This is a genomic window from Alteromonas sp. KUL42 (assembly GCF_006538325.1).
Lineage (GTDB): Bacteria > Pseudomonadota > Gammaproteobacteria > Enterobacterales > Alteromonadaceae > Alteromonas.
On the sequence record NZ_BJKK01000001.1, the window covers coordinates 1 to 25,052 of the forward strand.

20 protein-coding genes and 1 tRNA gene are annotated in these 25,052 nt (G+C 44.0%); 5 read left to right on the top strand and 16 right to left on the bottom strand.

Features of this window, described 5'->3' with window-relative positions; translation table 11 throughout:
• The 5 genes from EYR97_RS00005 to EYR97_RS00025 all read right to left on the bottom strand — a co-directional run.
• Positions 1 to 3,403 (bottom strand): two-component regulator propeller domain-containing protein (locus EYR97_RS00005; protein ID WP_165477952.1); only part of this gene is annotated, 3,403 nt, incomplete at its 3' end.
• A gap of 269 nt (positions 3,404 to 3,672) precedes the next feature.
• Complete coding sequence (locus tag EYR97_RS00010) at positions 3,673 to 4,593, bottom strand: M28 family peptidase (protein WP_131091816.1); 921 nt, start codon at positions 4,591 to 4,593, stop codon at positions 3,673 to 3,675.
• A 277-nt stretch (positions 4,594 to 4,870) separates the two neighbouring features.
• A complete protein-coding gene (locus EYR97_RS00015; protein WP_131091817.1) occupies positions 4,871 to 5,590 on the bottom strand; it encodes a glutathione S-transferase family protein in 720 nt (239 codons plus the stop codon).
• A gap of 87 nt (positions 5,591 to 5,677) precedes the next feature.
• Entirely contained in the window at positions 5,678 to 6,052 is a 375-nt protein-coding gene (locus EYR97_RS00020) for a hypothetical protein (RefSeq protein WP_131091818.1), read from the bottom strand.
• Between the two features lie 45 nt (positions 6,053 to 6,097).
• A complete protein-coding gene (locus EYR97_RS00025; RefSeq protein ID WP_131091819.1) occupies positions 6,098 to 6,694 on the bottom strand; it encodes an NAD(P)H-dependent oxidoreductase in 597 nt (198 codons plus the stop codon).
• Positions 6,695 to 6,840: 146 nt separating this feature from the next.
• Here EYR97_RS00025 and EYR97_RS00030 point away from each other — a divergent pair, with 146 nt between their 5' ends.
• A complete protein-coding gene (locus EYR97_RS00030; protein WP_131091820.1) occupies positions 6,841 to 7,212 on the top strand; it encodes a helix-turn-helix domain-containing protein in 372 nt (123 codons plus the stop codon).
• A gap of 300 nt (positions 7,213 to 7,512) precedes the next feature.
• Here the strand turns inward: EYR97_RS00030 and EYR97_RS00035 are convergent.
• The 8 genes from EYR97_RS00035 to EYR97_RS00070 form a co-directional block, all read right to left on the bottom strand.
• A tRNA-Leu gene (locus EYR97_RS00035) sits at positions 7,513 to 7,599 on the bottom strand.
• A 161-nt stretch (positions 7,600 to 7,760) separates the two neighbouring features.
• Positions 7,761 to 8,858, bottom strand: a complete 1,098-nt coding sequence (locus EYR97_RS00040) for a HupE/UreJ family protein (protein ID WP_131091821.1) — start codon at positions 8,856 to 8,858, stop codon at positions 7,761 to 7,763.
• A 28-nt stretch (positions 8,859 to 8,886) separates the two neighbouring features.
• Positions 8,887 to 9,963, bottom strand: coding sequence for a lipopolysaccharide assembly protein LapB (locus EYR97_RS00045; RefSeq protein WP_131091822.1), 1,077 nt, complete (start codon positions 9,961 to 9,963; stop codon positions 8,887 to 8,889).
• A 57-nt stretch (positions 9,964 to 10,020) separates the two neighbouring features.
• A complete protein-coding gene (locus EYR97_RS00050; RefSeq protein ID WP_131091823.1) occupies positions 10,021 to 10,605 on the bottom strand; it encodes an Ig-like domain-containing protein in 585 nt (194 codons plus the stop codon).
• An 11-nt stretch (positions 10,606 to 10,616) separates the two neighbouring features.
• Positions 10,617 to 12,209, bottom strand: a complete 1,593-nt coding sequence (locus tag EYR97_RS00055) for a DUF4331 domain-containing protein (protein WP_131091824.1) — start codon at positions 12,207 to 12,209, stop codon at positions 10,617 to 10,619.
• Between the two features lie 152 nt (positions 12,210 to 12,361).
• Positions 12,362 to 13,099: an anti-sigma factor domain-containing protein gene (locus EYR97_RS00060; RefSeq protein WP_131091825.1), complete on the bottom strand. Its 738-nt coding sequence runs from the start codon at positions 13,097 to 13,099 to the stop codon at positions 12,362 to 12,364.
• The gene (locus tag EYR97_RS00065; RefSeq protein WP_131091826.1) at positions 13,096 to 13,629 is read right to left on the bottom strand and encodes an RNA polymerase sigma factor; all 534 of its coding nucleotides are present in this window, start codon (positions 13,627 to 13,629) and stop codon (positions 13,096 to 13,098) included. The genes EYR97_RS00060 and EYR97_RS00065 overlap by 4 nt, the downstream gene beginning before the upstream one ends.
• A 152-nt stretch (positions 13,630 to 13,781) precedes the next feature.
• Complete coding sequence (locus tag EYR97_RS00070) at positions 13,782 to 15,857, bottom strand: TonB-dependent receptor (protein ID WP_131091827.1); 2,076 nt, start codon at positions 15,855 to 15,857, stop codon at positions 13,782 to 13,784.
• Between the two features lie 183 nt (positions 15,858 to 16,040).
• Here EYR97_RS00070 and EYR97_RS00075 point away from each other — a divergent pair, with 183 nt between their 5' ends.
• Positions 16,041 to 16,625, top strand: coding sequence for an RDD family protein (locus tag EYR97_RS00075; RefSeq protein WP_131091828.1), 585 nt, complete (start codon positions 16,041 to 16,043; stop codon positions 16,623 to 16,625).
• 136 nt (positions 16,626 to 16,761) lie between these two features.
• Here EYR97_RS00075 and lptG read toward each other — a convergent pair whose 3' ends face one another.
• Positions 16,762 to 17,823, bottom strand: coding sequence for an LPS export ABC transporter permease LptG (lptG, locus tag EYR97_RS00080; RefSeq protein WP_131091829.1), 1,062 nt, complete (start codon positions 17,821 to 17,823; stop codon positions 16,762 to 16,764).
• Complete coding sequence (gene lptF, locus EYR97_RS00085) at positions 17,824 to 18,936, bottom strand: LPS export ABC transporter permease LptF (protein ID WP_131091830.1); 1,113 nt, start codon at positions 18,934 to 18,936, stop codon at positions 17,824 to 17,826. It abuts the gene before it with no gap.
• 283 nt (positions 18,937 to 19,219) lie between these two features.
• On the opposite strand from lptF, the gene pepA reads away from it, so the two are divergent.
• From pepA to EYR97_RS00100, 3 genes are read left to right on the top strand one after another with little or no spacing between them, the layout of a single operon-like run.
• Entirely contained in the window at positions 19,220 to 20,725 is a 1,506-nt protein-coding gene (pepA, locus tag EYR97_RS00090; RefSeq protein WP_131092305.1) for a leucyl aminopeptidase, read from the top strand.
• Positions 20,726 to 20,731: 6 nt separating this feature from the next.
• Entirely contained in the window at positions 20,732 to 21,154 is a 423-nt protein-coding gene (locus EYR97_RS00095) for a DNA polymerase III subunit chi (RefSeq protein WP_131091831.1), read from the top strand.
• 35 nt (positions 21,155 to 21,189) lie between these two features.
• Entirely contained in the window at positions 21,190 to 23,964 is a 2,775-nt protein-coding gene (locus tag EYR97_RS00100; protein WP_131091832.1) for a valine--tRNA ligase, read from the top strand.
• Positions 23,965 to 24,102: 138 nt separating this feature from the next.
• On the opposite strand, the gene EYR97_RS00105 is transcribed toward EYR97_RS00100, so the two are convergent.
• Positions 24,103 to 24,939 (bottom strand): ABC transporter substrate-binding protein, encoded by an 837-nt coding sequence (locus tag EYR97_RS00105; RefSeq protein WP_131091833.1) that lies wholly within the window; start codon positions 24,937 to 24,939, stop codon positions 24,103 to 24,105.
• Between the last annotated feature and the right edge of the window lie 113 nt (positions 24,940 to 25,052).

A 25,052-nucleotide genomic window follows, 5' to 3' on the forward strand; every position in this document is an offset into this window, starting at 1 on the left:
CGTGACCAAGGCTATCGTTAATTTGTTTGAACCTGTCCAAGTCAATAAAGAAGAGACAAATAGATGTTTTATCTCGCTTGGCCTGATCGAAAGCATGTTGAATTCTATCTAGCAGCAAAGAACGATTTGGCAACCCGGTCAAGCTATCGTAGTTTGCCATTTTAACCAATGCGCCTTGAGCATCTTTTTGTTTGGTTATATCTGAGAGGATGACCAAATAGCGACTAATTTCGCTTTCGTTTCTCGGGTTACTCACTGCCGTAATGCCAATGTTCACAATATATTTATCACCTTGCAAACTCTGAATATCGGCTTCTCCACTCCAATGTTCATTCGGGGATAGCTTTCGCATTTTGCTTAATGCATGAATGAGCTTATGTTTCTGGCTAGAAAAAACCTGAATAAGTTGAGTAGAAATATTTTCGTCTAGGCATAGACAAAGCGCATCTTTAAATGATTGATTGGCAATAATTGGTTTGAAATTACTATCGAAAATCACAACCCAATCGCGAGTATGCTCAAATGCTTCTCCATACAGTTGAGCTTTGGTTTGTGTATTAATAGTTTCTGTAATGTTGGAATACGTCCCTGCGAGTTTAATCGCATTCGTTGAAGTATCATTATTGGTAACCAATGCTCCTACATCGCGATACCACTCATACTCACCATCGCGGTTTTTGATACGATAGGTGACATCGAGGTTTTTTCTCTCGCCTTTGAGTACACCATGCCATTGCGTTAAAAATACATGCTTATCGTGCTCGTGAATGAGTTTGCAATGCTCATCAAAGCTTATTGTTGCGTCAGTGTAGTGTAATTCCTTTTTAATACGTTCTTGCTCAATAGCATTTGTATCTTCGCTCCACTCCCACACTCTGGTATTACTGGCTGTGAGTGCCATAGAAAGCCTGTTTTTGTTCTTCAGTACACTTAAGTGAGCAGCTTTCAATTTGTCGCTATTAAGTTTACGTCGCCAGATAAAGATGAAAAGTAGCGCTGCTGAAACTAGACAATACATAAAGTATGCAAAAGGCGAAGCAAATGCAGGGTGTTTTACCTTAATTTGTAATGATGACACGGGGCCTGGAGACTCGTTGGCAACGTCATACCTGCTTACTAAGAACGTATACTTTCCCGGCTTTAACTGAGGAAAAGAGACTTCTGCTGATTTAGTTGGTGGGTATGAAATATTGATGTCACCAGTAAGGCTATATTGATAGTGGCTTACATTGGTGTTGTCATACTGCATGTCAGAGAAGTTAATCGACAAACCAATATCGTCATGATTTATATTTAGTAGCTTGCCACTTTTATCACCAAAACCAAGGGCTACTTGTTTTGATACTAGGGCCACATTGGTAATCAAAGTTGGGGGTAATGTATTTTCATTTTCGACGAACTTATTCGGGTCAAATAGGGTGAAACCTTTCTGAGAACCGTACACCATATCCCCATTATTTAGACGAACTTTAGAGCCCCACTTGAATTCGTTATTAATTAAGCCTTCTTTTGTTGTAAATTGCTTAAGGCTTAATGTCTTAGGATCAAGCTGTAGTAAGCCTTTGTGACTGCCCATCCATATGTAGCCGTTGTCGTCTTTCTCCAAACTAAAAACGATGTTGGTAGGCAGTATGTTAGATGTGTCAAAAAAGTATTTTTGCTCATAGGACGTTGCATCTAGCCCGTACAAACCATGACCTGGATAACTGATCCACAATGTCCCGTAGTCATCTAAAATTGCTTCAGTGGGTTGTAATATGTATTCGGACTGCACATTGCGTGTTTCGTGAATTTTCTGAAGTGAACTGGTTGCTACGTTGTAACGCCAAAGGCCACCGGTCATAGCAATTAAAACGTAGTCTTCATCCTCGCTGAAATCAGGAATGAAGGTATAAAACTGACTAACGTCTAACGTAGTAGATAACACTTCATCTTTGACAAATGTATTTTGGGTTTCGTCGAGTCTAGAGAATTGCTTTTCGGAGGCTACAACATACTTATTCTTCGATACACGTAATATGTCGTACGTCTTGTCAGAACTTAATAACTCGTTGGTCTGCGCATCCATTTGAAAGGGAATTACTTGCTTTTTAACTAAATCAAATTTACGCAAACCTTCATAGGTAGCGAGCCAAACCCAATCATCTTCACCTTCCCTTATAATGTAAATAGAACCGTAAGAGGCCACTGCTTTCTCGTCGCGAGATACAAAGAATTGCTCTATTTCACCCGATTCAAGGTTGTACAGGTTCAGTCCATTATTGGTGCCTACCCATAGGTTTTCATCGTTTTGAACATGGAAGTCGTGAACTGTATTGTCACTAAGAGAACTCTTGGACTCGTCATCGGCGTAAACGTTGTTAAACAAAACAGAGCGTGGGTTCCAAAGCAGCATTCCCGATGTTTTTGTTGATAGCCATAATTGCTCGCTAGGAGTAAACGCTATCTTCGTTAAGTTATTGTCTGTGATGAGTAAGTTGGAATCTGATGGTTTGAATAAATGTTGTAATTCCAAAGTCACTAGGTCAACGGTGTATAAGCCGTTGTTGGTAGCTAAATAGTAAAGCGAACCATCTATATTCTGTAGGCTCCAAATATTAAGCGAGGGAATGGCAGTGGCGCCAAGAGGTACATCGCCTCCGCTTTTTGCATATGTAAGCAGTGCTTCTAAGTTGAATTTATACAAGCCTTCAACGGTACCAAGCCAGAAGTTAGCTTGTTCATCAATCATGATGAGCTTGGCATTCAATTTATCCCTATTCGACTCGCGATTTTCTTCATACTGTATTTTTCTTGTCGCTTTTGTAAGCAGGTCATAAGTATAAAATCCTGCGCTAGTGGCAATAAAAAGCACTTCATCATAAAGCGCGATATGCCTAATAACTTCACTTTCAGGGAGCGCTATCTCAGGAGAAAGTAAATCGAAAACCGTCGCCCACTGCTCGGTTTCTAAATTGAATTGTACGATCACGTGATCATGAGCAATGTAAAGTGTGTTGTTGGGACCTGGTATATAATGCGAAACAAACTGATACCACTCTGGCTGACTTTTATAGGTTATTGCCAACACGCGTTTACTTTCGCCGGTTTGACGGTTAACTCTATAGACACCACTGCTATAAGTGCTTACCCATAAATCATTGTTTTGATCTTCATAGAGTGAATAAATACCATCGTCAGCGAATTCGTTGTTAAGTCCAATATATTGTTTATTGTGGTATCCGTCGTAACGGTTTAGCCCTGTTTCTGTTGCCACCCATAAAAAACCGTCGCTATCGACGAACATGTCGTTGATAGAATCTTGTGATAAACCATTTTCTGTTGATAAATGTTTGAAGCGAGGAGAGCTGATAACAGGCTCTGCTTTAGCGCTGATAAAGAGTTGTAGGGCACACAAAAGCACTAGCCACCAAATGAACAGGGGCTTTTTAGTAACTCTAGAAAAAGAACATTGGAGCAAATACTGCATCAATCAATTCGCTTCCTTTAAATAATCTATCTGTGTGAAAAATGCTTTTTCAGCGAACGCTTTTTATAAACAAACCGATGTGCGTTTAATTTGTAATAAAATGTTACCGATTATCATAAATCATAGCTTATTTAATTGTTCACAAGATAGTGGCAATAAGTATACAAATTGAACTTAGGGAAAGCCCATTTTCTTCTATCTAGCTACTGGCTCAATGTTAGTCCTGTTGATGAATGTGGTGCATTATCTAATGAACTGAGTACTTCCTGTACAGTGTGTAGTGCCGCACTGAAAAAGCCGTGATTGATGTTCTTGTAAACATCTGTGGCCTGATGATAGTGGGTGTGAACATCAGTGCCAAAATAGATATAGGGAATGCCAACACGAGCGAAGCTGGCATGATCGCTGGCTTTATACCAATCAACCTTATTCATGATCCCCTGTGTTCTTGTCGGAATAGGCGCGCCAATACGCAAATTCATACTTGGAAAGTTATACCGAGGAGCTTGTTGCTTCAGCCATGCTTTAATTGTTGACTGGCCTTTAGCCGGCAGGGCATGAAGTTGACCACGCTTCCCACCAATTCCCAACATATCTAAATTGATATTTAAAACTATTGAACTCAAATTTACTGGGGGTGCCGATACAAACGCATCAGCGCCATGTAGGCCACCTTCTTCTGCGTCAGTAGCAACAAAAATGAGTGAGTGCTTAGGTGGATACTGCGCAAAGTAAGTAGCAAGTGCAAGCAGCGCTGCCACGCCAGAGGCGTTATCGTCAGCGCCGTTAAACGTCTCTCTGCCCTGCTTACCTAGGTGGTCGTAATGTGCTGTGATCACAATGAAGGTTTTAGAGAATTCTGTGCCTTCTAACCAGCCTATAAGATTATATCCAGTTTGTCGCTGGAAACCTTGGGAAAATAAGAACGTTTGTTGGTAGTTCTCGGAAAATGCCTTCAATTCAAGTGTATGGAAACGCTTGAGAATGAAGTCTCTGGCAGCTTCATGACCAGAAGAACCGGGCTTGCGACCTTGCATAGTGTCAGAGGCCAGTATTTCTAAATCTTTCAGCGCAGTCTCATTTTTTGTAGGGGGGGGCGACATTGGTGGGGGTGGGGTATTCACACAGCCAGTGAAGAGGCAAAGTACTATTGTCAGGTTTGTTAAGTAATACTGTTTATATGAGGCGCTGTTTATCAATAGCCTAACCACTCATGATTGGTTGTTTACTATCCTTTCTATTATAGGTTAATACTTGTGGAGATGTTCGGCAATTTACATATCTGAAGAAAATATAGTTTAGATAGGAATGAAGTTGTTGGGACTCATTCCTAGGCAACGCTGTTGTGTCGATTACACTTAATTACAGGCACAAAAAACCGACTTTCGTCGGTTTTGGTATCTATTTCTTCACATCATGCTTGAAGCGTTCAGCGTTTTCACGTTCCTGAGCTTCAACATCGCCTTTACCGAAGAAAGCCCAGAACGGCTTTGGAATTTCAAGAGCACGTTGTGTGGCGGGCCTCTCGTCAATTCTATCGAACCAGGCTTGCAGGTGAGGCAGACCATCAACACTGACATTCGCCCAATAATAGGCACGTGCCCACGTATAGGTAGCCATATCTGCAATGGTGTACTTGTTGTTTACGAGAAAGTCTTTACCTTTTAAATGTGTATTCAGGACTTCCAATAGCCTTCGACTTTCGTCAACGTAACGTTTAATAGCGAAGGGATCTTCGTTTCCGTTTTTCGCCGCTATACGCTGGAAATACATTGCCTGGCCCATCATTGGTCCGACACCGCCCATTTGGAACATCAGCCACTGTAGTGTTCTTGATTTCTCATCAGGGGCGGATGGGATAAATTTCCCGTATTTCTCAGCCAGGTACCAAAGAATGGCACCTGATTCGAAAACCACGAAGTCGTTGTTGGAACGATCTACTATGGTAGGGATGCGGCCATTTGGGTTGAGCTTCACGTAGTCCGGTGCTTTTTGCTCGTTCTTCGAAAAATCGATATGTGTTAAATCGTATTCGACGCCTGCTTCTTCAAGAAAAACAACAGGTTTCCAACCATTCATGGTAGATGCTGTGTATAGGTGTATATCTTTTTGTGAACTCATCGTCGAATTCTCCTTCGAATATCAGTAAGCAATAACATGCCAAAGCAGTGCTTCAGGATGGTCTGTAAATACCATTGAAAACCTCTCTTATTTTTCTTCTACTATGATTGCAATAGCCGTCTGCTCGCCGAGGTTTGTTACTCTGTGTGTCCACGCCTCATGCGACATGACGTGCCCGTCGGGAACATCAGCAACAATTGGCTCGGCGCCAAGCGCTTCAATTTTTAACTTGCTACCTTTTTCAAAATAAACCGTTTCATTGTTGTGACGATGAAACGAATCGCTCTCACCCGGCTTTAACACCATTTTTAAAACCAAGGCTCGTTCGTTTTCGAGCAACAATTCATACTGTTCAGGTGAAGCAATGTGTCCTGGCTCATGTTGCTCGTGAGCATGAGTGTTGGCAGTCGCTGCCAAGAATAAGCACAGTCCGGATTTCAATACGGAGCGCAAAAAAGACATAAAAACTCCTCAGACGTTTTTCAAAAACGCCGCTTTACAACTGGGTTAAAAGTGCTTGTTAATATGGGTTTCAAAGCGTTTAAAGTCATTTTCAACGTCTGCGTTTTTCATCACGTCGAAGCTGGCAAAGGTTGCCATTGGTGTCATGCCAAAAAACTTAAAGTTCATATGCATTGGGAACATTAAATCGTCAACAGACTTGCCGTCGAAAAACTCTTCATTATCATCGAATGACTCTTCTGGTGCATTGAAGGTTAAAGACATCATGTACTTCACATCATTAAGTGTGCCACCAGTACCGTAGTTTTTCTTAGGTTCCTCTGCTACACGTCCGTCGCCTGAACACAAAGCGCCGCCCATTCCTGCGGTATACACTTCGTCCATATATTTTTTGAATGACCAGGGCAGACCCATCCAATTAATAGGCGATTGAAGAATGACAAAGTCTGCCCACTGGTGATGTGACAGCTGCTCATCCACATCGTATTCTTCTGCCATCGTCACTACGCGAGTGTTATAGCCTTTACCTTCAAGCAGAGTGATGGCTTTATCAACGAAGGCTGCATTAAGCTTGCCTTCTGAGAATGGGTAATACTGGTGGGCATTAATAATTAGTACATTGCCTGAACTTGTGGTGCTCATTGAATAACTCCTAAGATTACTTTTATAAGGGTTAATAAAAGCAAGTGCGTTTTCTCGCTTAACGTTGTGTGGTATATTTTAGTTACCTTTAAACAGTAATCAATTAGTATACTTTTAGTAACCTTGTTTAAATGAGAGGGTGCCATTTGGAAAGTTCAATAAAAACAGACAGTAAAGGGCGAAAAAAAGTTTATAACGCTTGCATGGAGCCCTGTGCTATCGAAAAAGGCATGCGATTAATAGGCGGAAAATGGAAAGGATCGATTATTTACCACTTGAAAGATGAGCCTGTCAGGTTTAACGATCTTGCACGAATGCTTGGTGGCGCAAGTAAAAAGATGGTTGATCAGCGCCTTAAAGAACTTGAAGATGAAGGTATGGTGTTGCGGAAGGTCATAAGCGATAGGCCAGTTGCTGTTACTTATGAGCTGACCGAGTTTGGGCGAACAGCTTTGCATATTCTAGATGAGCTCAGAGTGTGGTCTGAAGCCCATGATGTGCAGATTAGCTCTAAATAGTTTTCTGTTTATTGAAAGAAAAATATAGATGACGCCTTTTGTCGGCTCAGGTTTGGTCTCAGTTAAGCTAGCGACTTCTATTACAGTATATTGATTATGCCCTACTGAATGCTATGCGTTTACATGCATATAGCCGACTACCGTTAAATTGGTACCAGAGGCCTTCTTCAGTCGGCACACTATTAAAGGCGGTGAGGTTTGAATCTGCAAATAAAAGTAAGATGGTTTCGACGGTTTTCTTTCAGGCACAAAAAAACCGACTCAAAGGTCGGTTTCAGTATCTACTTCTAAAAGAAGAGATGGTACCAGTGGGCGGACTTGAACCGCCACGCTATCGCTAGCAACGGATTTTGAATCCGTCATGTCTACCAATTCCATCACACTGGCATTGTGTATAGATATCAACGCGATGTCGATGAGCAGCATTATAGCGATGCGGCGCGCCTATACAACAACTTTTTGTCCTTTTTATTACTAAGTGCTGAAAGATTGTCCAAAACAGCCTTTGACCTACTGGATTTATTAACCAATTAACACGTAACTCGTTTTTACCATCGTTGCAGCGTCCAATTTAGGGCAATTACTGCAATTATTGATGAAGCAACAGGCATAATCGCTTTGGCGTAAACTCTAAGGTTTCTCAGTGCAAGTAAAACAGGCATTAGCATCGCTACAATGACCAACTGACCCACTTCTACGCCTAGGTTGAAAGCGAGTACGTTAAGAAGCAAGCCGCCCGATTGTGCATTAAGCTCTCCAAATACGCTGGCAAAACCCATACCGTGCAATAGGCCAAACCCAAAAGTAATAAAACTAAGTCTCATGATCACAGGATACATATTATTTAGCGCAGTAAAAGCGACCGATACGGCAATGCCAAGTTCGACAATACGACTATTCAGCGCTATTAAATCTAGGGCCGTTGCGGTTAAGGTAATGGAATGTGCCAAGGTAAATGTACTTACCAAAATAATGGTATTTTTTAAGATAAGTTTTTTACTTAGTGCTTTTACCCACTTCTGATTTTTTCTTTGCAGGTTTACTGTGAGTAATGTGGCAACCAAAAACAGAATATGGTCTAACCCAATGAAAATATGCCAAATGCCTTGGAAGACCATTTCACCAAATTGGGCAAGTGATGCCGTTCCTAGTGCAGCAATAGTGATAGATGCCCGCTCACTGTCTAGCACATGGATATTCGTGTGGTCATCAATTGTTACCGAGGTAAGTAATTTGTGGGTAGGAAAATCATTTATTATCCCGCTGTATTGTACCGAGATTTCGCCTATATGAGTGCAATTCACTGCAAGTGGGTAAACTAGAAGCGACTCAGCAGAGATATTTTGCATAGTAGGAAGCGTTATAGAGAGCGAGCACTGGCTTTGGCTATCGCGAATAATTAAATGGTTTTGGATATAATTTATCGCCAAGTTTTGATTCGTGATTACCTCACCCCATGTTAACTTTCCATTGTTGTCTGTATCTAAGCCGGCCGCCTGCCCAATGTCTTCAGGTTTCAAGGAAAGTTCGCCTGAAAGTGCTTCGTTTGACTCTCCCCTAAGTACTAGGTAACCATTACTTAATTCGTGAGGATATAACGAAAAGCTGACTGTGGCTAATATAAGAAAAACAATATATCTAATCATGGTTCAATCACTTTTGTGAGTTGTGAGGTTATACCTCTGAATGGGCTTCATGGATTTTGATTGCGCGCTCGAGCAATTGTTTGTCTGTAGATGTTTGTGCGTATTGCCAATTAAGCTTGGCAAACTTAAGAGCCTGTGTGTAATTAGGTGCTAAGTCTAAAAAGTAGATAGCGACCTGTGCGGCATGAGAACTGTCTTCACGCCAAACACGAATCTCCATATTTTTTGCCAGTTGAGACTGTACTCGTGAGCTATTGAGTCCAAGCGCGCGCTCTGCTTTTGCCCATTTAAGCAGTAAGCTGTCGTCAGTTTTTGAAATGTCATTAATATTGCGCTCTAGGGTAGAAATGATAATGTTGAACTTGCCTAGCTTGGCATGTGCGTCAATCCAAACCAACAAGGCGCTTATTGGTAGCTTATTAAATGCCGTTTTATTCAGGTAATCAATTGCACTTTCAGCATCACCAAGTTGAAGTGACATATCAGCAAGTACTTCATAGAACCACTGCCGTTCAGTGGGTCTAGCGTTGCTTGCAAAGGTCTCAAAGGCTTTTAGCTTATTGAACAATTTTATGTTCATGCTTTGGGAAAAACTTGCATTTACCATGCAGGTAAAAGCAACTAGAAAGCTAGTTTGACCCACGAGCTTCTCGCAGAATTCTTTTGCTTTTTCAGCATTGCCTTGTTGAATGCTAATGTCTGATAACAACAAATGCACAGAAGGTAAGCGTGCGTAATTGATTTGCTCTAGGTGCTGCTTGGCTTGCTCAAACTTGTGAACGCCCTGAAGTAACCTTGCTTCCAGAAGAACAAGGCGCTTTTGTTGACCAGGGGATAACGTACCGTATTGGCTTCGCATCGTTTTCGTAAAGCGAGTTACTCGCTCTCTTTCTGCGCCTGTTGCGTCTAGGTATCTACTTTCACTCAGTGCTTTTTCTGCGTCATCAAACGTCGCTATTAATGCATGCTTTGGCTGCCAAGTTGCAATAATGGTATCGCTATGCAAAGTAGTGTCTTGGCCTTGGGCAAAAGCATTGTGACTTGAAAAGTTAAGTGCCGAACATGCTATAACAATGCTCAAAGCATGCTTATTTATAATTTTCATAGCTACTTCCTTAAAAAAAGCCATCCTTGGCTTAACTAGTGACCAAGCTTGTTAGCTTTATGGATACTGGTCGATTAGCAAGTCGTCGAACGTGTTTTCATCTGCATCTTGCGTGAACACTCTTGCGTTAATTGGCAGAGGTTCATCGGTCGGTGCTTGATTAAAGGCATCACGGGTATAGCTAGAGAACGATACCTGCTGTGCCTCAATCGTAACGCTAACGGTGGCCGTAACTTCTGGATTTACGCCGTCAGAAACGGTGAATGTGAAGCTATCGCTACCCGTTACCTGAGCGTTAGGTGTGTAGGTAAAGCTGCCATCAGCATTAACTTCTGCATTACCTAACGTACCGTTTTCACCAAGCCCGAAGGTAAGCGCATCACCATCGACATCGGTTGCTGTCAACGTGCCGTCAAACGCAATATCTGCTTGCGTCGTTAGCATTTCATCAACGGCTACAGGCGCTGCATTTTCTTCTGGCGCTTGATAATCGTTATCGTCATCACTATCGAAACAACCAGTTAGCGCTAGCACCAATCCAGAAATGACCCACAACTTATGTTTCTGCAAAGGGGTTTGAGCCGACTTAACAAACGCGGGCGCATTTGGATTCTTGTTAAATAACCTAATCTTCATAGACATGATGGACCTCCTTATTCAGAGCCAGCAAGTGGTGTTTTTAGGTAAGGAAATGACGAGTCAATCATGTTTGCATCTAGTGGCGCACCATCAGTGAAAGGTACATTTCCTACACTGGCTTGCTCTGGTGTACAAAGGCCAAGGTCTGTGTCTTCACCTGCTACCGGGATGGGATAGCACAAACGGCCCATAACAACGCGAAGGGCAATATCAACTACGTCATCACCTGGGCGGCGACCGTTCGGGAATCCTGCTAAGTCATCGCCTGCCACACCAAATGCTGACTGCGATTCGGCTGGCGTTGCTGGGATCCCTGTGTTTAGGCGCAGCATTTCTGATGCTGTTACAGTTGCTTGTTGGTTTACGCCTGGGAAACCTGTAAGGAACGCTGTCACTAAGTCCATACGCGGGAAGTTAGTCGGTGCAAGGGTCTCAATCTCCGTACCCAGCGTAGTATTCACTGCATCTTTAAACAGAATGTTCAGTAGTTCTGGCAAAGAAGGGTGGGTTACATAATCAGCGAATTGACCGTCTGCACTTGGGTGAGAAGTAGAGAATTTGTCTTTATCGCCAATACCGATAACAAGCTCATTTACTAGCGGGCTACCTAAACGAGACACTTGAGTCATCGCACCACCATTAGTCTCAGGTTTCGCAAAAGTAGCATCTGGGTTTAGGATACGCGCTTGCGGCAAGCTTGCCGTGGTCCAGCTACCAATTACGCCATTACCTTCACCGGTAACACACGCCTTGGGTACTTCAATAGATAACGCTGTCACGTTTTTATCGGCTAAGTCATCATTCATGGCACTTTGCGTTATACCGCCAGGGAAACCTTCACCATCGCCTGCGCCCGGTGCGCTGTCGCCCTCAACAGGTACGTAATTTACCAAGTCGAATGTTTTGCCTAAGTTGACAACGAAGGGGTCTTTACGCTGACCAACAAACACTTTGGCCATGTCATCGCACCCAGGGATACTGAACGAGTAAATAAAGCTTTCAGCATAGCGTGCGTATTCCGCTTCACTGGTAAAGGTTTTATTACCAATGTAATCAAGCGGCTTCTTAAACATATCGCCCATGGCGGGTGTAAGGGGAGTGCGCGTGCCTGTCTGCATGTCGCCACTCACCATAGTAAGGCTGTACATTTCCGAGAAGTTTGCTGCGCTTGAATTGTCTGCGCTGATACCGCCTACATTTTTAAGCGGCACTTTCACCATTTTCTGTTCGCCTTCAGGGCCTATTGGCAGGGCAATACCTTCGTTATCAGCAGCAAGCATATTGTTAAACTTAAAAACAAAGCTTAGGTCTTCAACCGCGTCGCCATCACTATCAATATGAATCGCGTAGTGCGCATTCGGGTCCATTGCAAAGTAGTTAGGGCCACCGTAGGCATCTTGCAGTGGAATATAGTTTGCTATGAAAGTCACATAATCTTCACGGCCTTGTTCATAGCTATTGAAAGCATAAAAGTCGGTGCTATCTAACGCTGGGTGGCGAGTAATATTCGGTGCTTCTCGGTGACTTGACGCTATTGCGCCAGCAGTTACAGCTGCACATGTCACGGCAATAGCCAGTGACAAAGTTTTGCGTTTGAATTGGATCATGTCGAGTCTCTCTGTTTTTTATGAGTTCAAGAGACCAAACGACTGAGGTTTCACCTTAGATGCAAGATTGTTTAAAAAATTAGAAAAAAGTTTTTATGAAAAGTAAAAGGCCACGTTTCGTGGCCTTTTGGTGTGCTGCTTAGTGCGTAAAATTACACGGAAACAATCGGCGCTATATATAGCACTTCCGTTGGTGCGCCCGTTACCGAGCCGCCTGGTGCTTCTAAGCTCACTGCTAACGCCGCGATACTTTGATCTAGCAAGATATCTGGTGTCGCGCGCGTGTCCCCATTAACTTCAGGCATCAAGCCAAGGGAAATTGGAGCTTCGCCGTTTGCTGGCACCATCCAAAGTTCATAGTCTTTGTCGGCTAAAGCCACGAATGCATCGGTGACCTTAACATTCATGGTAGTGTCAGAAACTTCTATCACCCACAATGGCGTGTTATCAGCATTATTGACCACGGCAATATGGGAAACTTCTGGGGTAGGTACAGGTTGCATGACGAAAAGCAATACGGCCAACACCATTGCAGCTGCTGTGGATATGAACGATAAGTTCTTCCAGCGCTTCTGCTTTTCTTTTTCAAGATCAACTACATTGTCGCTACTTGGTTTAGTACTAGTCGTTTGATCGACATACTCTGTATCATTAGCCGCCTTGTGGCCAAGCTTAATTTGTATATTCTCCCACACGCTGTCAGGTGGTGTCACCGGAGGCAAGGTTTCAGCAAATCCAGTAAGGTATTGCTCCCATTGTGCGGTGGCATCGCTAACAGCCTGATACTGCATCATTAACTTTTGATAGCGCGTTCGCGCTTTGCCGCGTAGCGTTCCAACTACATATTCAGCCGCGAGGGCGTTTAATCGCTCTTCTTTTAAATAATTCATAGTGATAGGCACCTCTGCAAGCTTTGCAAGCCTCGTCTTATCCAGCTTTTAATGGTTCCAAGTGGCGACGCCAAGTGAGTCACCACCTCTTGATGTGACATACCATTCACATAGGCTAAATGGATAGCCTGACGCTGCGGTCCATCAAGTTCATCTAAACAAGAGGCTAATTTTGCTTGTTCTGCCTCTAACTTTATTGATTGCGTGGATTCCATACCTGACGGTGCATCATCATTTAATTCCACTTCATTTCTAACATTGTGATAGCGGATTAAATCGAGCGCACGATAGCGAGCTATACTGACCATCCAGGTAAGTACCGTACCTTTGCCCCGTTGATAATTACCGGCGTTATGCCAAATTTTTATATAGGCATCTTGGGTGGCTTCATCGGCTAGCTCTGGACGTTTCAAAAGCCTTAAAGCAACAGCGTAGAGCTGTGGACTTGTTATCTTATAAAGCTCTGCGAACGCTTTTTTGTCGCCGTCTGCGGTTTTACACAGCAGAGGAAACAGTGTTTCGTGTTCCATTGTTGCTCCTATTTTTATCGTTATGGCGCGGCCATCTGTTTATTGCTTTAACTGTTTAGCGGCTACTTTTAAAAGTAGCATGCTTTATAAACAACTGCCCAAACGGTTGCCTAATCAATAGAAAGACCTCTAAACAGTAAAGCGTTTATGTATTAATAATTTATTGACAAAGTAAGGCGAACATTTCTCGGCTCTACAGGGTGATAATGCAAATCCTCAATCCCTTCCTCTGGCTCTCCGGGCAGCCTAGATGCATAAAAATAATCAATATCATGATCGTCACTGTCTAAGGCATTAAGTACTTCTAGCGTTACGTCCCATGTTGGCTGGCGATAGGCAACTTGAGCATTAATTAAAAATGTTAATGGCGGTGAAATTTCATCGAAACTTTCTACGGTGCGAGAGCTTAAGTAGCGGCCTCGTAGGGTATAGCTGAACCCTAGTTGATTGCTCTTTTGATAGTAAGTTAAACCTGCACTTACCACGCCTGGCACGGTGCCATCAATGTGGCGGCCTTCGCCTTCAACGCTGTCGCTAAATCGTGCTTTGGTCCACGCTGCTTCAACGTCTGCAGTTAGGTGATGGCTGATCCAGTAGTAGGCACTCACCTCAATGCCTTTTCTCTCGGAGGGACGGCTGGCTTCGGTAAAGCCTGCATCGCCAACGTACACCAGCTCGCTATCAAGTTCTAAGCGCCACAGGGCAGCAGATAGGTTATAGGTTTTATTATCGGTATAGTTAACACCTGCTTCATAGCCAAGGCTCTTTACTAACAAGGGAGCAGCTTCGGTGGCGTCACCACTTACCGGGTCAATGCTAATTGTCGCTCCTCGAGCATCGTTAGAGTGAAAGCCCTGCCCAATGTTGGCAAATGCGGTGAGTTGGTCTGATACACTGTACTTCAAGCCTGCTTTAAGGGTAAATAAACCGTCACTTTCGCTCCCTGAATTGGCCCCAAGACTGCTGGTAACGTCCACATATAAATAATCGTATCGACCACCTAATGACAGGCTAAGTGCGTCGCTGAGTACAATGTTCGACTGAGCGAACAGTGCATAGCTATTACTTTTAATCGCGTCTTCTCGAATGGTGCCCAATCGTGCTAAATTTTGTGTGCGATACAGCCCCACGTTTTCAATATCGTCGAAACGCCACTGGCCGCCTAGAGTAATACTGCTTCCATCTGTATTGGTTAAGGGGAGGGTAGTGAATATTTCACCACCGTAAATTTGCCTGTCGTCAGCCTGTTCGAACTGGTCACCTGTCTCTGGGGTATCAAGGAAGTAAGTAAAATTAGAAAAAAGGCTAAGTGTTGTATCTATGGCATACAGTGAGGCATTCCATGTATCACTCGTATAGTTTGCGGAGAAACTAAAGCGAGATGAATCGCCGCCAACTTGGGTGTCGATAGATCCTAGACGGTCTATTAAGCCGCTTTCAATAGCGCGCTCAGGTACTTGGTCAGCACCGTTCCAACTATTATCGTAGGCCATTCCTGTAATGGCGAGTTGACCGCCTAGCAAGGGCGTAATATAACGAATGTGGGCATTTTTCTTTTTTACATCTTCGTCAACGTCGGTCCATGGGCCGTCGTAGGTTTGATATTCCAGCGCTGTAATAACGCGGCTCTGATCAGCCTGAAAGTGATTTAACGTAACAGCGCGCTTGAACCCATATTCTCCTAAGCCTAAGAACAACTGGTTTTGCTCAAGTGAATCTCTTAAATTGAAGAACGCCCCGCCAGCGCTGGAAAAGTCGCCAATGTTGGCATAATAGGTGCCTTTGAAGTAGCTTAGATTGTCGATAAATTCGGGGATAATAAAGTTAAGGTCACTGTACCCTTGGCCGTGTCCGTGGCTTCGCATATTCACTGGCATTCCATCTACACTTACAGTGAAATCAGTACCATGGTCGAGGTTAAAACCGCGCAGGAAATACTGGTTGGCTTTTCCCGAACCACTGTGTTGGGTCACCATCATGCCTGGGATAAATTCAAGTATTTCACCGGCGCGCAACATTGGACGCTCAATCAGCGTGTCACCAGACACCCATCCCTGAGAAGCCGAGATAAACTCTCCGTTTTTTACAGACGAGTCGCCACGTACTCGAATATGTTCAATATCACCTTCGGGGTCGTCTAACGCCAATGCAACGCCCATACCGAGTGAAAATGAGCTAGCGATGAGTGTTGTTACCAGAGTTTTTGCGGTCACCGTATTTACGTCCATTATCCGTCTTTAGAAACAATAACGACTCACGGTGGCAGATGGATGCAACAATAACAAAAAATTCTCCACGAACGCGCTCGGTCATGACATTATTAAATACCGTTAAGTGTGGTTTATTCTGTTTAAGCTATTTGGCGCTTGTGTCAAAATAGAGGTTGTCATTTTTGAAGTAAAGAGAAGCCCGTGGCGAGACACGATAAGAGAGCAAAGAATAAACCCTCATCAACCAATCATCAAAAAACTACCGGTGATAATCACGCTTCTAACTCTAAGTCTGATGGTTCACCACTTCAGAGAGCCGGATTTGTGCGCCGTTTATTGGCCATGATTTACGACACGTTAGTTGCTACGGCAGTAGGTATGTGTGCGGCCATGGTGATGATAGTTACGCTGGTGGTGATGCTTAAAAATGGCGCCTTGGATTTACAAGGGTATGCAGAGCCTGCTGACCTTATTCAAGCATCATTTGGCTATAAGTTACTTATTCAAATTTGGGTAAGTGTTTGGATCGTGGGGTTCTTCTTGTGGTTTTGGCGCAGAGGCGGTCAAACTCTGGGAATGCGTGCGTGGCGTCTGCGTATATACAGCACAGTTGAAGAGCCAATGACGTGGCCACGTTTATTTGTTCGATTGGTGGCATCGCTTGGTGGATTGGGTACGCTATTAGTTTTGTTCGACATTAAGAATAAGCAATCACTGCAAGACCGGCTGGCCAAAACAGAAGTGCTTAAATTGACCAAAGAAGCGAACGATCATAAAAGTTGGTAGTCGTTTATTTTTGATAAAAAGGAAGGTGAGGACCTTCCTTCAAAAACACGTTCGGAGCTGTTTGCCAAAAGGGCTGCTTATGAGCGGGTCCACTTGCTAGAGGGCCTATTTTCCGAAAGTGCGATAATTCAAAGGTTTAACGCCTCAGCATTATTCCCGCAATTGCTGCAAAAAGAAGGCTTGGAAGCAATGCGCCTAAAAATGGCGGTAATTGATATACCAAGCTCACTGGGCCAAATACTTCGTTTAGAATAAAGAAACCAAACCCTGTCAGTACGCCCATAATCACTCTAGCGCCCATGGTTACACTGCGCAGCGGGCCAAAAATAAAACTCAGCGCCATTAATAACATCACGCCAACGGATATTGGTTGGAATATCTTACGCCACAAAGCTAACTTGTAGCGCGAAGGATCTTGTGCGTTATTTTCTAAATAATTGACGTAATCTAGCAACCCGGTAATAGACAGGGCCTCTGGTTTTACCGCAACAATACCCAGTTTGTCAGGGGTGAGTGTTGAGCTCCAGCGCACACGAGCTGTAGTATCAATACTCACTTGAGACTCAGAAAAGTACGTCACATCTACATCACTTAACCACCAACCATCACTGTCAAAGTCGGCAGTTTTAGCATGGGTGATACTTTCAAGTGACAAGTCATCATGGAAGTTAAAAATGCTGATATCTTTTAGGGTGTCTTGGCTTATTACTTGGCCAATACTGACAAATCTATCGCCATCTTTAGCCCACACTAATTTATCGGAAGAGAAAAGGCTTCCCCCAGAAATAGCTTCGGTGCGAATTTGTTTCGCTTTAGTTTCGCTATACGGCGTTACCCATTCGCCAACCGCCATCACTAACAAAATCATCACTAAGGTAGACTTCATCGCTGAATTTATGATGTTCCAACGGCTAAGTCCTGCGGCCTGCATTACAACGAGTTCGCTGTTGCTGGCCAATACGCCCATACCAATTAGACCACCGAGCAGTGTGGCCATCGGAAAAAATTGCTCAAGGTCTCTAGGTAAACTAAGCAACACATAAATGAAGGCGACCACCATGTCGTACTCACCTTCGCCTATTTTCCTTAATTGCTCTACAAATTTGATAAGCGCACTTAAGCCAATTAGTACACTTAGTGTTACGGTAATGGTGCCCAGTAGCGTGCGCGCAATGTATACATCAAGTAGCTTAAACATTTACTTTTTCCCCAATACCCAGGCGCGTAGCTGCGTACCGGTTTTTCTGTCCCTAACAATCAATGCGATACCGATAACAAGCATAACGGTATGCACCCACCACAGCCCCAATTGAGGTGGCATTTTGCCATCTTCTAATACGCGGCGGCTAGCCAGTAACAATAAGAAATAGCCTAAATACAACAGTATAGCGGGGAACATTTTGCCAAACCGTCCTTGTCTAGGGTCAACAGCACTTAGTGGTACTGCAATAAGGACTAAAAATGGAATTGATAAAGGAATAGCAATGCGCCACTGAAGTTCAGCACGAGCCTCAATGCTATCGTCTTCCCATAATTCTGATGTAGGTAACACGCTCACTTTTTTACGAGGTTCGTCAGCGGGTTTGTCTGCTATTTGAATTTGGTACTCATCAAATTCAACTTTGCGATAAGCCTTTTCTGACTGCTTACCTTCGTATTGTACGCCTTCTCGTAGCACTAGGTTGCGAGTGCCATCAGTACTGGTGGCCACTTCACCAGTTTGGGCATAAACCACGCGTACGTCTTCGTCATTGTCATCGGTTTGGTTTTGCGACAAGAATACGCGAAGTAGTTGGTCTTGCCCTTCAGTATTGGTGTCAACATCGTGTACAAAAATAACCGCTTTTTCGTTGCCCGTTTGTTGGAATCTACCTGGCATGAGGGCAGAAATGCCCGCTTCGCTTCGGGCCTTTTCACGCAGTTTATACTCGTTTTCTGCGGCAAGGGGGGAGAAGTACAATGTTATAGCACCAGTGACAATCATGATGAGCACCGACAAGAAAAGCATGACTCGGGTTACATACCATTCACTAATGCCACATGCTCGCATGACAGTCATTTCACTGTCGACATAAAGCCGCCCATGGGCGAGCATAATGCCCAAATAGGCACTTATTGGAAGTACCAGAGAAGAGAGAATAGGGGCATACAAACCAAGAAAGCCAAGGACTAAGCCAGCAGGTATATCACCGTCTGACGCATCACCTAATACGCGCACAAATCGCAACGTGACAAAAATGGCCATTAAGATGAAGAAAATCGCTAACTGAGATTTCAGCGTTTCCTTAAGTAAATAGCGGAATATCAGCATTCCAGTCCTTCCGGAAAATTAGGAATTTTAGTGAAAGAAAGCACAATTTTGTTTAAACTTACCGTTTTTACAAGTTTTGCCTGCAATCATAAACCGTTTGCATGGTGTTTTAACGCAAAATTAGCCTATGTTTTAAACATTTTTCATTACATAGGTACTTTCAGCGTATTAAATTGCAGTGTACTAAAAAGTTATGCTGTGTATTAAAACATAAAGCAGCGCGAAACGTTACGTGATTTTAGTCATCGTGCAAACCTTAAACGACGAAAAGCGAGGTGATATCGTGGAGTTTAGTGTAAAAAGTGGCAGTCCAGAAAAACAACGCAGTGCATGTATTGTTGTGGGTGTCTTCGAGCCGCGCCGCCTAACGGCAGTGGCGGAACAGCTAGACGAGATCAGTGAAGGTTATATTAGCAACTTATTACGCCGCGGCGACCTTGAAGGTAAGGCTGGCCAAATGTTGCTTTTACACAATGTACCTAATGTACTGAGCGAGCGCGTCCTTCTAGTCGGTTGCGGTAAAGAGCGCGAACTAGATGAGCGCCAGTACAAAAACATTATTGCTAAAACTATTCAAACATTGAACGAAACGGGTTCAATGGAAGCGGTTTGTTTCTTAACAGAGCTGCATGTGAAAGGTCGTGATACCTATTGGAAAGTACGTCAGGCTGTGGAAGCGACAGAAGACACCTTGTACACCTTTATGCAGCTTAAAACCAAGAAAGGCGAGCCTCGCCGTCCACTGCGCAAAATTGTATTTAATGTACCCACTCGTCGTGAACTTACCGTTGGTGAGCGTGCCGTTGAGCATGGCCTTGCGGTTTCTCGCGGTGCTAAAGTCACCAAAGACGTGGCGAATATGCCGCCAAATATTTGCAACCCAGAATACCTATGGCAACAAGCGCAAGAATTGGCAAGCCAATACGACAGTGTTTCTGCAGAAGTGGTTGATGAAACCCAAATGGCCGAGCTTGGTATGCAAGCGTATTTGGCTGTTGGCCGTGGTTCTGACAATGAAAGCATGATGAGTATTATTCATCACCGCGGTGGTGCAGCTGATCAAGCGCCTATTGTGCTAGTGGGCAAAGGCCTAACGTTTGACTCTGGTGGTATTTCAATCAAGCCTGGCGAAGCGATGGATGAAATGAAATACGACATGGGCGGTGCAGCAGGCGTATTGGGCACTATGCACACCGTGGCAGCGCTTAACTTACCGATTAACGTAATTGGTGTATTGGCGGGTTGTGAAAATATGCCTGACGGTAAATCTTATCGTCCAGGTGACATATTAACGACTATGTCGGGGCAAACTGTTGAAGTATTGAATACCGATGCTGAAGGACGCTTAGTATTGTGTGATGCGCTAACTTATGTTGAGCGTTTCGAGCCAGAGTTAGTTATTGACGTAGCGACCCTAACTGGCGCTTGTATTATTGCCCTTGGTCATCATGCTACCGGTGTGATGAGTACGCATAATCCGCTAGCTCATGAACTGTTAAATGCCTCAGAACAAAGCTCAGATCGCGCATGGCGCTTGCCATTGTGGGACGACTATCAAGAGCAATTGGAAAGCCCGTTTGCTGATATGACCAACCTCGGTGGTCGTCCAGCGGGTTCAATCACCGCAGGTTGTTTCTTGTCACGCTTTACTAAGAAATATAACTGGGCTCACCTTGATATTGCTGGAACTGCATGGCGCAGTGGTAAGAACAAAGGCGCAACAGGCCGCCCTGTACCAATGTTGTCTCAGTTCTTAATGAACCGCGCTGATATCAAGCTAGAGGACTAAGCGTTCATGCCACAAGTGATTTTTTATCAACTCAGCGCAAGTGACAATGGCGTGGCAGGCCGCGCCAGCGAAGTTATTGCTTCGGCGTTTGCAAATAAGCAAAAAATTAGCGTGCTGTGCGATACCCAAGCTCAAGCAGAGCAAGTTGATGAACTATTGTGGCAATTGCCGTCAGACCGATTTGTACCTCACAACCTTTATGGTGAAGGGCCGCAAACGGGGACGCCGGTGGAAATTTGTTGGCAACCTCAACAGGTTGCCAGGCGACAAATGGTGGTAAATGTAGGCTCTGGTATGGTGCCTTCTCCCAATCAGTTTCGCCAAATAATCGACTTTGTACCCGTAGATGAAAACGCCAAACAGGCGGCGCGGGTAAGATACAAAAACTATCAGCAAGCTGGGTGTAACATGCAGTTTAAGTCTGCATAAAAAAGACATCTATCGCTTAAAATTGAGAGTCAGTAATGGATAAAACCTTTGAACCGCAGTCTATCGAACAGCAATGCTATAAAGCATGGGAAGACGCGGGTTTATTTAAAGCTTCAGGCAGTGGCGACCCATATTGCATTTTGCTTCCACCACCAAATGTGACCGGTAGCCTGCATATGGGCCATGGTTTCCAGCAAACCATTATGGATGCCCTAACACGCTACCACCGCATGAAAGGGGACAATACACTTTGGCAAGTAGGTACTGATCACGCGGGTATTGCTACCCAAATGGTGGTTGAGCGCCAACTTAACGCTGAAGGCAAAACACGTCACGATTTAGGTCGCGAAGACTTCATCAAAAAAGTGTGGGAATGGAAAGAGCACAGCGGCGGTACGATCACTGGCCAAATGCGTCGATTAGGTACGTCACCTGATTGGTCGCGCGAAGTGTTCACCATGGACGAAGATTTGTCTAAAGCCGTAACCGAGGTCTTTGTCAAACTTCACGAAGAAGGCTTAATTTACCGTGGCAAGCGCTTGGTAAACTGGGACCCAGTACTACACACAGCAGTATCTGACCTAGAAGTACTCAACGAAGAAGAAGATGGCCACATGTGGCACATGCGCTACCCACTTGCTGATGGTAGTGGTGAGCTTGTGGTTGCAACTACGCGCCCTGAAACCATGCTTGGTGATACAGCGGTAGCTGTGCACCCTGATGATGAGCGCTATCAAAGCTTGATAGGTAAAGAAATTAAATTGCCTATCACCGGGCGCTTAATTCCTATTATTGCTGATGACTATGTAGAACAAGATTTCGGTACTGGTTGCGTTAAAATTACCCCAGCTCACGATTTTAACGACTACGACATGGGTAAGCGTCACAACTTACCGATGATCAATATTCTTACCGACGATGCGAAAATTAATGACGATGCGCCAGAAGCTTACCGTGGCCTTGATCGTTTCGATGCCCGCAAGCAAATTGTTGCTGATTTAGACGCGCAAGGCGTGTTGATGAAGATTGAACCGCACAAGTTAAAAGTACCGCGTGGCGACAGAACGGGCGCAGTAATCGAACCGTATTTGACAGATCAGTGGTACGTAGCAGTGGAGTCTCTTGCCAAGCCTGCCATTGAGGCTGTGGAAAGCGGTGAAATTCGTTTTGTACCAGAGAACTGGAACAAAACGTACTACCAGTGGATGCACAATATTCAAGACTGGTGTATTTCTCGTCAATTGTGGTGGGGACACCGCATTCCTGCGTGGTATGACGAAAACGGCAGTGTTTATGTAGGCCGCACAGAAGAAGAAGTGCGTGATAAGCATGGCCTTGGCAGTGACGTTACGCTTTCGCAAGATGACGACGTGCTAGATACCTGGTTCTCAAGTGCATTATGGCCATTTGCGACCATGGGCTGGCCAGAAGAAACACCTGATCTTGAAACTTTTGTGCCGTCTTCAGTGTTGGTAACCGGTTTTGACATCATCTTTTTCTGGGTTGCCAGAATGATAATGATGACCAAGAAGTTCACCGGCAAAATTCCGTTTAAAGACATCTATATTACCGGTCTTATCCGCGATGAGAATGGTGATAAAATGTCGAAGTCGAAGGGTAACGTACTTGATCCTATCGACTTAATCGACGGAATTGATATCGAGTCTCTTGTAACCAAGCGTACAGCAGGCATGATGCAGCCTCAGCTTGCTGAAAAAATTGCAAAGCGCACGCGCAAACAATTCCCAGAAGGTATTCAAGCCTACGGTACAGATGCATTGCGCTTTACATTTGCTGCCATGGCTTCAACTAGCCGTGATATTAACTTCGACATGGCGCGCGTTGAAGGCTACCGTAACTTCTGTAACAAAATTTGGAACGCATCGCGTTTCGTATTGATGAATACGGAAGAGCACGATACGGGTCGTGATGGTGGTGAAATGGTGCTTAGCTTAGCCGATCGCTGGATTTGGGCGAAGTTCCAACAAACCCTTGTTGAATTCGAAAAAGCGCTTGAAGACTATCGTTTCGATATTGCGGCGCAAACGGTTTACGAATTTACATGGAACCAGTTCTGCGACTGGTACTTAGAGTTGACCAAGCCGGTACTTAACAACGATGCAAGTACTGAAGCGGAAAAGCGCGGAACTCGTCACACGTTAATTAACGTACTTGAAAGCCTTCTGCGCTTATTGCACCCACTTATGCCATTTATCACCGACACCATTTGGCAACGAGTGGTGCCACTAAGTGCACTTAAAGTGGAAGAGGGCGCGAGCATCATGGTTCAGACATTCCCTGAAGTAGATGCTGCAAAGCAAGACGACAACGTACTTGCTGATATTGAGTGGGTGAAGAAGTTTATCGTGGGTATTCGTAATATTCGCGGTGAAATGGATATTTCTCCTAACAAACCGCTTAACGCGTTACTTAAGAATGTTAGTGATGAAGATGCCCGTCGCCTTGATGCAGCTAAAGCCTTCTTAGACAAACTGTCTAAGCTTGAAACTGTGACTATCTTAAAAGACGGTGAACAAGCGCCAGCCAGCGCGACTGCGTTGGTAGGAGAGATGGAAATTCTTATTCCAATGGCAGGTCTAATCGACAAAGATGCCGAGCTTGCACGTATTACCAAAGCCATGGAGAAGATTGATAAAGATGTCTCTCGTACCCGCGGTAAATTGAGTAACGACAAGTTTGTAAGCAATGCACCAGAAGCGGTTATTGAAAAGGAACGCGCTAAGTTAGAAGAGGGTGAAAAAGCCCTTGCCAAACTTAAAGAACAGTTCGAAACCATTCAAGCGTTATAATTATTGGTGGGCGAAAGCCCATTAGTACTGTGTAAAATAGCAAGAATGATTTACTTGAACGTTAAGCGTTATCTCAAATAGGATATTGCTTCGTTCAAAACACGAAAGGGTTGCCTGCAAAGGCAGCCCTTTTCAATTTTATTTATGCCAGTCGGTAATGCCGTATTTTTGGAAGAGCTGTTTCAATTCCCCTTGTGTTCTTAACTGCTCAATAGCAGAGTCAAACTCATGGGCAAGCTGTTCGCTTTCTTCTGATACAGGGGAAAAAGCAATATAGGCTGGTGAAATAGTCGTACACCCTGCAATACGCAGTGTTTCAGTATTTAAACTGTTTGTAACGTGCTCTACCACGGATTTCGCCTCTATGAAGGCATCTATTCTCCTCATATGTAGCAGTGCAAGTAATTTGGTTAGTGAATCTTTATCTTGGCCTGAAACCTTTAATATATTGTCTTGTTTGTTTTCGGCCACATAGTCATCAATAAGCCCATAGTTATAATCATTAATTACTCCCAACTTGATGGCGTCTAGATCTTGAAGAGATGTAAACCAAAAGTCTGTATCTTCGCGCGTAAAAAAGCAATGTTCTGCAACGGCAATAGGTGTTAACGGATAAAGTAGATCAGGTGCATCCATCTTAAATACAGCCACCATAGCGTCTACTTCGCCAAGTCTTGTGGCAACAATTTGTCTAGCAAAAGGCATTTCGACAAATTCGAGCTTCCAACTGTTATGTTTCGCAATGCTCTGCAATATTTCGATACTTAAACCGGGGGCTTCTTTATAAATGCTTCCATTTTCAGTGCGGATAAATGGCGGTCCATCACCTGTGCCAACGAGGATATGCTTTTGCTCGTTGGCAGACAGGGTGGAAAATTGGCTTACCAAAGTAAGAAGCAGCCAGAGTTTTGCGTAAAAATAACGCGGCGCTGCTTTAAATGTAGGGCTGTAATGCATAAGGTAGCGTGACTTCATAAATCGCTTTTTACACTTGAGTATAGCTACCTTTTAAGTATTGTCGCAAAACCTAAAGTAATACTTTTTGCTTAATGCGTTTGGTTTTCTAGTTCCTGCAGAAAATGGGTATT